Origin of the sequence: Clostridioides sp. GD02377 (assembly GCF_045899875.1) — a bacterium.
GTDB classification, from domain to species: Bacteria; Bacillota; Clostridia; order Peptostreptococcales; family Peptostreptococcaceae; genus Clostridioides; species Clostridioides difficile_A.
Genome location: NZ_JBJODA010000005.1, coordinates 61429 through 74684 on the forward strand (window position 1 = coordinate 61429; position 13256 = coordinate 74684).

Below are 13256 nucleotides of genomic sequence, written 5' to 3' on the forward strand. Positions count from 1 at the left end.
AAATTAATGACCTTTATGTTTGGCTTTTCTCTTTTCTTGTTTCAAATTGAAAAGTCTTTCTTTTTCTTCTTCTTTCCTATCTTTAGCTAGAATTTTTTTATCCTGCTTTCTTTCTTCATATTGATGCTTAAGGGCATTTTGAGCCTTAGTTCCTATAGTTTCTTTTTCTTGTTCCTTTTTTACTTTTCTCTGCATTCTTTTGTATCCAACTTTGTCTTTGGTTATATTCTTTTCTAACTTAATACTACCAAAATCTAATGAGAAAAATCTTTCAAGTATAAATTCATATACTTCTACCTCTTTAGGTTCTGCTCCAAAAACTACTCTACATGCTTCATATTTCTTACCATCTTGTCTTTCAAATACACCTATCCAAAATGGCTCTTCAAATAAAACTGTCAATTTTCCACTAACTTTGTCCATTGCTAGTTCCTCCTATTTAGTTACTTTCTAAAGAACGGACAACCAAGGAGGCAGGTTACTGACAGCAATTGCTGCGTCTGGACTACCAACCAGACTGTGTTTTTATCTTTATAAATTAAATATTATCTTTTTTAATAATCATTGTCAATGTTGATATCAATTAATTTCTAAGTATCGATTTTTATTGTTCCCTGCATAAATAAAACTGCTTCACCAGAAATTCTAACAGTATTATCTTCTAATAATTCACACTGAATTATACCACCTCGATTAGACAGTTGTGTTGCTACCATTTTATTTTTTCCCAATCTTTCAGCCCAATACGGAATTAAATTACAATAAGATGAACCAGTTACAGGGTCCTCTGAATCTAATTCTGGACAAAAATATCTTGAAACAAAATCTGTATTACTCCCTTGTGCTGTAATTATTATACCTAACCAATCTGTCAATTTACGCAAATTTGCATAATTAGGTACATAATTTATAACTTCTTGTTCACTATTTAGTAGTAAAATTAAATCCCTTGAAGAGTAAATAGCACTTGGTATACAACCTATCAAATCAATTTGTTGTGGTGATAATTCTATTTCAGTGGGCATTAGTTTTGGAAATGTCAACTCATATAGATTCCCATTTCGTGTAACTTTAAGATTTCCACTTTGAGTAACAAACTCTATTTTTTGAATATTACTATCAATAAAATTTGATATTATATAAGCTGCTGCCAAAGTTGCATGCCCACATAAATCAATTTCTGCTTTAGGAGTAAACCATCGTAATTCATAATTTTCCTTATTTTTGACTATAAATGCAGTTTCTGGCAGATTGTTTTCTTCTGCTATTTTCTGCATTAATTCCAAAGGCAACCTCTTGTCAAGTACACAAACTCCAGCAGGATTTCCTTTAAATAATTTACTTGTAAATGCATCAACTATGTAGTATTCCATTCCTTATATTCACTTCCTAATTTCAATTTTCTTATATGTATTTCTCAATATTACTCTGTTCAACAAGCATTTTACCTAATAATGTGATTGCTTGCTTCGGACAATTATTTACACACCGATAACACATTGTACACTGACTATTGGAAACAACCATTTCATTTTTAATTACTAAATTATTCATTGGACATAAATCAATACATTTACCACATATGATACATTTATCATCATTTATTTTTAGTTTGTCTGTATATCGATTCATTTTATTAATAAAATATAGTCTTTGTCCAAATAGTCCTACAATATGACACAAAAAACCTAACCCATCTTTTGGTGGTATCCCATACTTCAAATCTTTACTAGCTTTCTTTATTTTATTTTCTGCTTTTATTACTAAATTTCTATTGTAATCCAAAGAATGTTTTAATACCTTTTCATCTCCTATACTATCTGGCATCTTTATGTGTAGCCCACCAACAGTAGTAGCTCCATATTTTTTAAATATTCTAGATAAAACACCAGAACCATCTCCACTAAACAGAGCCATAGTGGCAATAATAAAAATACGTTTCCCATTCCACAAGGATGAATTATTGACTATAAAATCTTTTAATATTTTAGGTACATTACTATATTGTACAGGATAACCCAAAACAATGTCCTCATGATTGTGGATGTATTTTAAAAGTTCACTATCTTCAATAGAATAAGAATTTGCTGTTGTATCGTATTCTTGTAAAAATTTTTCTACACAGTATTTTGAATTACCTGTTCCACTAAAATATATTCCTAACATCGATTTACTCCTACAATTATTAATTTGATTTAAAATTATAAATAGGTTTCAATATATTAATTATGTCAACCGTATCTCTTATATTTTCTACAATCTCATCAATTGGTTTGTACGCTTGAGGTGCTTCGTCAATAGTTTTAATATTTACACTTGTTGTAAATATATTTTTCATAGATTCTTCATAATCTTTCATATTTATATTTCTTTTAGCTTCTCCTCTTGAAAGTATGCGTCCTGCACCATGAGGTGCAGAATTAACCCAATCTAAATTGCCTTTGCCTACTCCCAATATAACACCATCTCTCATGTTTATAGGAATTAGTAATTTTCTACCTTCATATGCTGCTATAGCTCCTTTTCTTAATATCTTATTTTCAATTTCTATATAATTATGTATAGTTTGAAAATGTTCTAAATCATTAAATTTAAGACCTATGCATTCTTCAATTATTCTTTTAGCCATTGTATCTCTGTTTAATTCAGCATATCTCTGTATAATATCCATATCATGAAGATAATCATCCATTAATCTTCCTTCTAAATAACATAAATCTTTTGGTATTTTAGGAGTAAAGTTATGCTCTTTTTTAAGCCTAATCAATGCATCTTGAATCTCATCTTCTCTATTTTCCTTTTTATACTTCTCTATAAGTCTTTTACTATCGTCTTCAAATTCATTGTTGGCTCTGATATAATAATCATAAGCTTTTTTTTGATAGCATTTTGCTACTCTATTTCCAAGATTCCTACTACCTGAGTGTATTATTAAATACTTATTTTTTTCATTATCTTCATCTAACTCAATGAAATGATTTCCTCCTCCAAGACTCCCAATTGCCCTGTTATATTCCTCAGTTGCTTTTCCTATATCTTTTAAACAGTATAATGATTCTATTTCTTTTTTGTAATTTGCCTTACTATATTTATTTATATTAAATCCATGAGGTATTTTCTCTCTTATGAAATCATCTATTTTTTTTAAATCCAAATCGATTTTGCCTAGATTTGCACATAAAACACCACAACCTATGTCAACTCCAACAAGATTTGGAACAATTTTATCTTGTATTGTCATGACAGTACCTATTACACAACCAGCACCTGCATGGCAATCTGGCATTATTCTTATCTTAGACTTAGCTGTAAACTCCTGATTACATAATTCTATTATCTGACTTATAGTTGTACTATCTACATTATCTGTAAATATTTTTGCTTTATTACACTTTCCTTGAACCTCTAACATCAATATCACATCCTTTTTAGCTCTTTTGAGATATATGTTACTTTTAATAGCATTAATTGTTTTAAAAGATATCTAAATAAATTTTATATAGAAATAACAATCTAAATATTAACTCTTACTTTTGTATAAGTAAATTTATAATGTATTAAAAGTAACATAAAAATTCCCATTTTTCAATATATGTGCTTTTCTTATATTATTTTATTATTATCGGTTTCAAGTTTTTATTTATCCATTTAGAAATATTTATTATTTCTGTAAAACTAATCCCATAGTCATACTATCATCAGAATATGCCTCACCTTTAACATTACTAAAAAACTCAACAGATTTAAATCCAATATCTTGAATTTCTAATAAAAAACTTTCTTTTGAAAAATAGTGATTCCAAATATAAAATACATTTTCATGTTTTTCTGTCATCACAAGGGTTTGCTCAAGTGTATTATAATCACTGTATTTACAATTATCTTGTATACACATATATCTTTCGCTACTCCAAAATCCCCCATCTTCATTTATTTCCCAGCTCTTAATCTCTTCAAAATCATTGTATTTATTTATTGTAAATACATCTAATATCAATTTTCCTCCAGGTTTTAAACTTTTATAAATTTTCTCCATTAACAATCTTCTGTCTTCAGTTGATAAAGCTCCATAATCACAATAAATTAAAGTAGCTAAATCAAATTCTTCATTGTAATTCATACTTAAATAACTTTGAAATAAATAGTTTATATTTAAATTCGTTTCTTTATTTCTATTTTGTGCATATTTAATAGAACGTTTTGAGAAATCAATTCCGGTTACCTTATATCCTTTTTGCGCAAATCTCTCTGCATATAATCCTGGGCCACACCCTAAATCAATTAATTTAGGATAATCTTTTGGACTTGCAACTGTAGCTATCCAATTTACAGAATCCTCAATAAAGTTAAAATTTCTACTTGCTCCTTCAAAGTCAACATCTAAATGAGCTTTTAATAATTGTTTTGAAATGTACTCGTCATTCCAAAAATTAATTTCACTTCTTTTGTAAAGCTCTGGTCTTTCTAAATACATACATAATTTGTTCAACAAAACATACCACTCCTTAAAATTTTTATTTTTAAAATAAAAAAACCACAGAGTTTACTCTGTGGTTTAACTTCAAAAAGATGAGTTTAAATAAGAGTAAAATAGAACCAAATATTTTTAAGCACAACAATAAAACTGTAGTTTAACTTTGTTTGCTTATTAAATTTGATTTTATTCACTCTTTTCCAGAAATACTTATATCAACGATTTTATGATATCAAGTATCACCGAACAACATCATCCTTTCATATTTTTATTTTATGAATTAATTATATATTTAATGTTTATATTTGTCAATAAGATTTAATTTAAACATTTCACAATTATTTCTCTAAAAATATTTTTTATATCTGAAATTAATCAAAAAAAGATAACTGTACATCTTGTGTTTTTTTTAATTTTTCATTCATTACCTTAGAGTAACTACTTGATAAATAATGTTTGTTTCTAAGTTCATTGACCATTTTATACAATTGATTTTTATACTCTCTATTAGCTGAGCCTGTACTATATAGTATTGATAATTTATTAAATAATTCAGGAAACTCTTTTTTAACAAAGTCAAAAAAGACACCTCTAGTTAGCCCTCGTAAGTACAATATCCCAGGCAAAACGTAATGTACATTACATTCTCTTGCATATGTAAATAAAGAATTTATATTCTCAAAATCATCTGTGATATACGGTATAATTGGCATAATATGCAATCCAACTGATGCGTTAGTTTTTCTGAACTCTTTTAACATATTAAACCTTCTCATTGAATCTACACCATTTGGTTCAATAAGTTTTTGTATATCTTTATTTACTGTTGTGATTGTAGATGCTATGTTTATGTATGTAATCCTAGATAATTTGTCAATCAAATCATAATCTCTCAAGATTAAATCTGATTTTGTGGAAATAATAGCTGGTGTCTTATACTTTATTAATAGATTTAATATTTCTGGCATAATTTTATAATCTTCCTCTATTGGTTGATAGCTATCTGTAACACCACCTATATTAATTACTTCTCTGTTCCACTTACTGCTTCTAAGTTGTTTCTCAAGTTTTTCTACTATATTCGTTTTCACATAAATCTCTTCAAAATAATTATTAGAATTAATATATTTATGAGAATAAATAGCATAGCAGTATTTACATCCATGCTCGCATCCACGATAAATATTTAAATCCCATTTATAGGGCATACTTCTTTTTAATTTATTACAAGCTATTTCACAATCTATTGGAATATATTTTACCTTAGTATACAAATAATCACCTCTTTATACATAATAATATCACAATATTAAATCATAATAATTAATTAGAGTAGGTAATTTCCAGACCATAATTTATAATCTTCACCATATTTATAAAGTAATATATTCCATTCATCCATGGGTATTCCTCCACAGGTCGCTTTTTCTTCTAAATTATATAAGCACTGCCTCAAATATATTTTATTGTGCCAAGAATTATATAGATTCTCTAAACTTAAACTATGCACCTTAGATATATCATTTGAGAAATTGTTATTTGCCCACTTTAATATACTTATATATTTGAGTTCATTAGGCTTATAATTTCTCTTTAACATTTCATCATGTATAATTCTTGTATAAAACTTAAACTCATCTATACTATAATCCAAGACCTTATTAACCAATAGATGATTTGGTGTACCTTTTTTATCTATAGAACCTTTTATAGCAAGTAGTTCTCTCCATTGACTCACTAATTGATTTTTAGGTAATACATCAATTAAATCCTTATGCCATAATCTCATAATTTAACTCCTCACTATAAAATATTTTCTAAATTTAATCCTAAGTATATCTTATAACTTTACATGTTCAATAATTTTATCTGTAAAAACTATACCATTTAAATGGTCTATCTCATGACAAAGACATTTTGCCATAAAACCTGAACCCTTAATTTCTATTTTTTCACCATACTCATTTAAAGCTTGTACTGTAACTTTTTTCGGTCTTTTTAATTTTCCCCATGTTTCAGGAAAACTTAGACAACCTTCAACAACAATTTGTTCTCCTTCTTCTTTAACAATTTCAGGATTAACAAGCTTAATAAGACCTTCTCCTAAATCTATAACAACTAATCGTTTTAATACTCCTACTTGGCATCCAGCCAGTCCTCCACCATTTGGTGTATTATACATAGTCTCTGCCATATCATTTAATATCTCTCTTATCTTATTATCTACATTTTCTACATACTTACTCTTTTTTCTTAAAATTTCATCATCAAAAGTTCTAATCTCTCTTAGAGCCATAATGTTCCCCCCTACTTATCTGTGCTCTTGATTTTCTTTCACTTTCTTCAAATAAAAATACACTCTCAATTGGCTCATTAAAAACACTTGAAATATCATATGCTAACCATATTGAAGGTTCATTTTTACCAGTTTCTATAGCATTTATCGCCTGTCTAGACGTTCCAACTAATATGCCAAGTTGTTCTTGTGTTAAACCTAATTTTTCTCTTAATATCTTTATTTTATTTTTCATACATACTCCATTCATGTAATGTTAACCTTACATTTCAAATGTAACATTTTTCAACCTCAATGTCAAGTTAACCTTACATTCATTCTATAAATTGTCTTACTTGATTATTTTTTTACTAAATTTTTTAAATAGTAAAAAAACCCATACTAATGATATAAAAAATGAAATAAATACATATATATAATTACTTTCCTTAAACGCCTTTGACAACCAAAATGTTGGCAAGAAAAAGAGAATATATTGTACTCTATTAAAAATAAAAAATGGTGCTAAAATACCCATTATAAAAACACCTGATAATTTAGTAATAGCCATTCCTTCCAATTTATTTGAGGATAAAGAAATCACCAACATTGATGTAATGGTTGCTTGTAACAAAGCTATTAAAGAAATTAATATGTTTGACAAGAAAGTGATTTTAGTTAAAGAAAAAATCATTAATAAAACTACTGTAATAACAAATGCTAAAATAGTTGGTATTCCAAGTCTTGAAATAAGATAACCAGTTTTACCAAGTGGGGTTACTATTAAATACCTTGAAATATTGTCATCAATCTCTCCTAATATGACCATTGTAGAAGCAAAGGAGAACATAAAAGGTGTAATAAAAGCCATAAGCAAATCAAACATCAAGAAATATGACTTTAAATTTAACTGATAGTAAAATTTATCAGACAATATATCTTGTATTAATGGTATTCCAAATTTTATAAATACTCCACACAGTATTGGAGAAACACATACTACAAAAAGGATGGCATCTCTTTTAACTTGCCCAAACTCTTGTTTAAAAGCATTTATAATCTTTATCATAATTTTATTCCACCTACCTTTTTCCAACTACTACAAATAAAATAATAGGTTATAAAATAAGTTATTATTATCATTAATATTAAAATTAAAATATTAATTACTATAAAACTTTTATCCCCACTAATAAGAGAAATACATACATTAAAAGGATAAAAATCTATATATGATTTTGTATCAATAAATACATTGAGTATTGGTGGAACAAAACATATAATCTCAATAGGAATAGTTGAAACAATAAACTTATTTAAGCTAGATACTCTACTTGCAATCATCAATCCAAGTAAAGAAAATATAACAGAAGAAAAAAAAGTTCCTATAATTACTATTACAATGTTATCTAAATTTACTGCACTGGCAATAAATATAGCAACAATACTAGATATTATTCCTAGTGAAATTACCTTTGATAAAATGTATTCTGACACTTTTACTGGAGATACAGTTAAAGAATTTAAAACTCGTTGACTTTTCTCAAGAAGCACAATAGCCCCCATAAAAAACAATCCCATCGCTGCTGGGTCAGAATAAATCATAATTATGGCTATCTTTTCTCTCATAAAAGTCGGAAATACATTGATAACACAAATATATATAATACTTAAAATAATATATAAAAAATAAAAACCATATTTAAATTGAAACTTTATATCTCCTACTATAAGGTTTTTTAGTCTCATTGTAAGTTCCTCCCTGTTATCTCAATGAAAATATCATTTAATGTTGGTTCGCTACTATGTATTGATAAAAGTTTATTTTTTTCAATAAGCATATTCAAGTTTTTGTCATTACTAGTATTGTTCAAAAAACATTCAGAAGTTTTTTCTCCATTATCAAAATAAGTATATCTGATTTTTATAGCTCCTTTTGACATGATAAGGTTATGTGGTGTATCTAATGCAGATATTTTTCCATTTACAATAAACGCTACCCTATCACAAAGCTCTGTTGCATCCAGCATATTATGAGTTGTTAAGATAATAGTTTTACCTTTAGACTTTTCTGATAAAATTATGTCTTTCATAATTTTGCTATTTGATGGGTCAAGACCACTTGTTGGTTCATCCAAAAATAAAATATCTGGATTATGTAATAGAGCTTTTATAAAATTTAGTCTAGATTTCATCCCTTTTGAATATTCAGATATCTTTTTATTTCCTTCATTTTCTAAACCTACTGATTTTAATAGTTCATCAATAGGTAGCAATTTTTTGGAATATAAAGAACCAAAATATTTTAGATTTTCTATTGCAGTCAATTTTTCATACAAACTTGGAAATTCAAAATCAACACCTATATTTTCATAAAATTTATTTGAACATTTTTTACTTTCTATTCCATTAACAACTACACTTCCTTTGTAATTGGTTATCATGCCAATTAGAATCTTTTGTAGTGTTGATTTTCCTGCCCCAGATGGACCCAAGAATCCTAGTATTTCCCCCTTCCCTACCTTAAAGTTAATATTTTGTAAAAAATCTTTATCTGTATAACTAAATGATAAATTATCAACCTTAATCATTTTATACCATCCTTTCTACTTTTTGACCATTTTAATTATATAGTCAATAAAAGATAATTTTTTTGTTTGTTAACTATTCTCTATAAAAACAATTAGCAAACAAAAGTTAAACTCTACTTTATAAGTTGTATAACTAATCCATGTATCATTAACCTTAAAGCATCTTCAAAGCAATCACTTCCAACTTCTCGTTTATATAACATAGTAAGAAAAACTGCTCTAAAAGCGCCACTAAAGCTTTCTATATCCTTATTTTTTGCATTTGGTATATAAGATATAATCTGTCCAATTTCAAAATCATCATGTTTGAAATGTTCTTCTATTATAGAATCTGGTAACTTTCGCATTAAGATTTCAAGTTCTCCACTTACCATAATATTTAAAATCGAAGTACTATCAACTAGTTTATAAAATTTCATAAATATCTCTGTCAATTGCTCACATGTAATATTTTCATCTATCCTCCCTATTTCGTACAGAATCTGTTTCTGTATAGAATCATGTATATCTCTAAGTACCTCAAAAAAGAGTACTTCTTTTGATTGAAAAAATAAATAAAAAGTTCCTTTTGGTATTTTTACCCTTCTTACAAGCTCATCAACAGTAGTCTTTCTGATACCATATTGCTCCATACATAAACTTGCTTCTTCCTTAAGCCTTTTTATTATATACTCTCTTTCTTTATCAGAATATGATTTAGGCATTTTTTCTCCTCCATTTTGACTAAAATATTTTATATAGTCAATATAATACTTTTTTTATTAACTGTCAATAGCTTTATTAATATACTTAAAAATCTTCGAAAATTCTGAATTTTTTATAGCATTTTTTATTCTATAGTGTTATAATATAAGTATAAATAATATATTATTCTAATTTTCATATCTATTTGCTTATTTTTTAACTTAGTTTCTAATAGAAGTAATCATATTCATCTTTTTAAAAATTTCATTTTTAATAAAAAATAAAGGAGTTGATTTCATGACTACTACTACAAAGAACCGTTTTCAAGATTATGTACAAGAAAACTTAAATAAATATGTTGAAGTGCATTCTTATTTTAGCAGTTGTCCTCTATATGGTGAAATTATAGAAGCAGACAGCTTATCAATTACACTTTGCTCAAGATATATAGATGACTCTAATCCAACTTTAAACGAAACTTACACATTATATTTACCATTAAGCTCAATAATATCTATTAGAACACTATAAAAAGTTAATTATATATGGGTTATTTATATATAAAATGCAAAATTTTCTGTATAAAATAACCCTTTTTATTTGTGTTTTTAAATGTATAATATGCAAATTAAAAGCTGAAAATAAAATTTTATAATTATTGATTATTTTATTTATCAATAATTTAAAATAATTATTTTCAGCTCTTATTAATAAAAATTACTAATACATATTAATATTTAAGTATCTTATTTAGCACTCTTTAATTTTACTAACTCTTTAAATGCATTTTGATTTGCTCCACCACCAACTTGAGTTACTTTTTCTAAAGTCTTGTTTTTAAGAACTTCTTTTTGGCTATCAGCTAATTTGTCTCCAACTAAAATTACTGGTGAACCAGTTTTAGACCCTAGAGGACCAACTGCCAAGCCATCTATCAAATCATTTTGACTCTTAATTCCATTTTTAACTACAAATGCATTTTTTAAAGTATCTTTTTTATAAAAATTATCTATTATCTTGGAATTAGTTTCATCTCTACTACTACCAGATAATCTAATTGGATTTTTCAATTTACTCTCTAAATTACTTGATAAAGATACTGTTCCTCCAATAATATAAGATTTATCTATATTTAATGAATTTAAAAAGTCATCAGCTCCTTGCAATTCGCTTTTTTCATTTGCAAGTATAATTGGTATATTATTTTCTGCTGCAGCTGCTCCTACACTAATTGCATCAGCTAATCCCTTTACTCCATTAACAACTGCTATTTGAGAAACACTTTTTATACTATTTAGTTTTTGAGCTAATAGTAAACTTGTCTTATATCTATCACTTCCTGATATTCTCTCTATTGATATGTTTAAGTTTTTTAATTGTTGTTCAATTTCTTTACTTATAGAATTCTCTCCACCTATTAAGTATACTTTCTTAACACCTAATCTTTGTATCTCAGCCTTAGTCTTTGAATTCAAAGTTTCTTTTTGTGTTAATAGTATTGGCGAATTGATAGCAGATGTAAAAGGAGTTGCTGCTAATGCGTCCACTATTGAACCTCCATTTACTAAAACTACATTTTCTGAAGAATTAAAACCATTTTGACTAACTTTGATAGCAGTTTCATATCTATCACTACCAATTAAAGACTCATTTGGTATACTCTCTCCAGAAGACTTTTCTGTAACAGCTTTTATAGTGAAATTACATGGATAGAAGTTGCTATCTCTATTTATATCAAAGAATTTTCCAGTACTATCTATAACGTAACTTTCACCTAAATTAGCTTTTGCTTTAAATGTATCGTATCCTGGTACATTTGATTCAGAGCCTATAGTTGATTCTCCATTTTTTGCCTCTATACTGACTACAATTGCTCCTTTTCCTGCTGGTATATCAAAAGAATCAATTGGAACTGTTATGTATCCTGAATATTGTGCAGTACCTTCTTTTAACTTTTTCATATTATTCTCTTGAGGTATACCATTTACTACTGGAGCATAATATACTTCATATTTAGCCCCTATACTCTCAGTTAAGAACATTACAGATTTTAGAGTCTCATCACCTCTATTAAAATCAAATACATTTGCAGCTGTTATTTTGTTTGAAATTAAAGGAACAATACTTGCATAGTCATGTTGATACATTTTTTCGTCATCATTTGGCTTTTGACCACCTTTGATTGAAAAGTTATCTATATCAGACATAAGTGTTTTATCTTCATAAGATATCCAGAAATATCCATTCTCAGAATTATAATCTCCCCAGCTATTTTTTATTAGCCAAGCACCATTTTTTGATGGTTTAATGTTTGCATTAAAATTGTCTTTAGAATAGTTATCATCCCAACCCACAATTGAAATAGCATGATTAGTATTAAAACTTTTTGTTGTACAATAGTATGCATTTTGATTTTCACTTTGATATTTAATATCTTCATAATAACCAGATGTTACTGCTCCATACTGCAATATAGCATTTTTTGTAGAATTTATATCATTACTTACACATACAGCATCTGTTACATTAAAAACAGTTGGAGCTGTATTCATATTAGTTGGCTTTGTAGCTCCTTGTGCTTTAGATACTTTACCATTGTATGGAATGTCTTTTTCCAATTTAGGACCTGACCAAGATGTTAAATAGCCCATAGCTTCATAATTTAAAGCACCATCCATGTCATTTACAGTCCATCCATATTCACCCTCTGAAGCCCACCATCTTAGATGTTCTTCTGATAAATCATAATCTCCATAGTTATTTAATTTCAAGAAACTCTCTAAAGTTGCCATTGCAGCGAAATCCCAGCATATTCCTAGATTTTCTTGATTTTTTACTGATGTCATAAGACCTAATTTTCTAGGGTCATAAGATGCTGGTGCGGTTCTTCCTTTACTCTGAATTTGAGTACCTTCCAGTTGATATGGATTTGGTATAATACCATTATATTTTTCTGTACGTCCATTTTTAGCATCTTTTAGATATTGTTTATAAGTTTCACTGTATTCTGCTTTTTTTATCTGATTCAATGTACTACTACTGTCAGCTGATACAGGAATTGTTGACATTACTAAAATAGATATTAAAAATAGTGCAACAAATCTTGCTACTTTTTTTGAAGCAAATTTCTTCACGCGTTCTCCCCCTCACTTTGAGCTAATTTTAAAAACTTTAATGTTATATATGACTAAATATAAATTATTTACAAATATATAATCATTTAAATCAATTA

The 13256-nt window shown here is 27.4% G+C and carries 15 protein-coding genes; 1 reads left to right on the plus strand and 14 read right to left on the minus strand.

What is annotated here, in order from left to right:
• Positions 1 to 3: 3 nt before the first annotated feature.
• The 13 genes from Q3304_RS05480 to Q3304_RS05540 form a co-directional block, all read right to left on the minus strand.
• Positions 4 to 423 carry a YjdF family protein gene (locus tag Q3304_RS05480; RefSeq protein WP_054270245.1) on the minus strand — a complete coding sequence of 140 codons (420 nt, stop codon included), beginning with the start codon at positions 421 to 423 and terminating at the stop codon, positions 4 to 6.
• Between the two features lie 167 nt (positions 424 to 590).
• Complete coding sequence (locus Q3304_RS05485) at positions 591 to 1373, minus strand: PhzF family phenazine biosynthesis protein (RefSeq protein WP_407814018.1); 783 nt, start codon at positions 1371 to 1373, stop codon at positions 591 to 593.
• 31 nt (positions 1374 to 1404) lie between these two features.
• Positions 1405 to 2166 (minus strand): EFR1 family ferrodoxin, encoded by a 762-nt coding sequence (locus Q3304_RS05490; RefSeq protein WP_407814019.1) that lies wholly within the window; start codon positions 2164 to 2166, stop codon positions 1405 to 1407.
• Positions 2167 to 2185: 19 nt separating this feature from the next.
• Positions 2186 to 3412, minus strand: coding sequence for an RtcB family protein (locus tag Q3304_RS05495; RefSeq protein ID WP_167640195.1), 1227 nt, complete (start codon positions 3410 to 3412; stop codon positions 2186 to 2188).
• 249 nt (positions 3413 to 3661) lie between these two features.
• Entirely contained in the window at positions 3662 to 4492 is an 831-nt protein-coding gene (locus tag Q3304_RS05500; RefSeq protein ID WP_054270241.1) for a class I SAM-dependent methyltransferase, read from the minus strand.
• Positions 4493 to 4845: 353 nt separating this feature from the next.
• A complete protein-coding gene (locus Q3304_RS05505; protein WP_074179394.1) occupies positions 4846 to 5748 on the minus strand; it encodes a radical SAM protein in 903 nt (300 codons plus the stop codon).
• A 53-nt stretch (positions 5749 to 5801) separates the two neighbouring features.
• On the minus strand, positions 5802 to 6263 hold the full coding sequence (locus Q3304_RS05510) for a pyrimidine dimer DNA glycosylase/endonuclease V (RefSeq protein ID WP_407814020.1): 462 nt from the start codon (positions 6261 to 6263) through the stop codon (positions 5802 to 5804).
• A 51-nt stretch (positions 6264 to 6314) separates the two neighbouring features.
• Positions 6315 to 6770 carry a peptide deformylase gene (gene def / locus Q3304_RS05515; protein ID WP_054276658.1) on the minus strand — a complete coding sequence of 152 codons (456 nt, stop codon included), beginning with the start codon at positions 6768 to 6770 and terminating at the stop codon, positions 6315 to 6317.
• Positions 6751 to 7005 carry a helix-turn-helix transcriptional regulator gene (locus tag Q3304_RS05520; protein WP_054276657.1) on the minus strand — a complete coding sequence of 85 codons (255 nt, stop codon included), beginning with the start codon at positions 7003 to 7005 and terminating at the stop codon, positions 6751 to 6753. The genes def and Q3304_RS05520 overlap by 20 nt, the downstream gene beginning before the upstream one ends.
• A 96-nt stretch (positions 7006 to 7101) precedes the next feature.
• The gene (locus Q3304_RS05525; protein WP_407814021.1) at positions 7102 to 7818 is read right to left on the minus strand and encodes an ABC transporter permease; all 717 of its coding nucleotides are present in this window, start codon (positions 7816 to 7818) and stop codon (positions 7102 to 7104) included.
• Positions 7815 to 8498: an ABC transporter permease gene (locus Q3304_RS05530; RefSeq protein WP_407814022.1), complete on the minus strand. Its 684-nt coding sequence runs from the start codon at positions 8496 to 8498 to the stop codon at positions 7815 to 7817. The genes Q3304_RS05525 and Q3304_RS05530 overlap by 4 nt, the downstream gene beginning before the upstream one ends.
• Positions 8495 to 9340, minus strand: coding sequence for an ABC transporter ATP-binding protein (locus Q3304_RS05535; protein WP_054276655.1), 846 nt, complete (start codon positions 9338 to 9340; stop codon positions 8495 to 8497). The genes Q3304_RS05530 and Q3304_RS05535 overlap by 4 nt, the downstream gene beginning before the upstream one ends.
• 113 nt (positions 9341 to 9453) lie before the next feature.
• Positions 9454 to 10044: a TetR/AcrR family transcriptional regulator gene (locus tag Q3304_RS05540; protein WP_223195669.1), complete on the minus strand. Its 591-nt coding sequence runs from the start codon at positions 10042 to 10044 to the stop codon at positions 9454 to 9456.
• Positions 10045 to 10321: 277 nt separating this feature from the next.
• Here Q3304_RS05540 and Q3304_RS05545 point away from each other — a divergent pair, with 277 nt between their 5' ends.
• Complete coding sequence (locus Q3304_RS05545) at positions 10322 to 10555, plus strand: hypothetical protein (protein WP_054270232.1); 234 nt, start codon at positions 10322 to 10324, stop codon at positions 10553 to 10555.
• A gap of 215 nt (positions 10556 to 10770) precedes the next feature.
• Here the strand turns inward: Q3304_RS05545 and Q3304_RS05550 are convergent, their stop codons facing one another.
• The gene (locus Q3304_RS05550) at positions 10771 to 13158 is read right to left on the minus strand and encodes a cell wall-binding cysteine protease Cwp13 (RefSeq protein ID WP_407814023.1); all 2388 of its coding nucleotides are present in this window, start codon (positions 13156 to 13158) and stop codon (positions 10771 to 10773) included.
• Positions 13159 to 13256 lie beyond the last annotated feature (98 nt).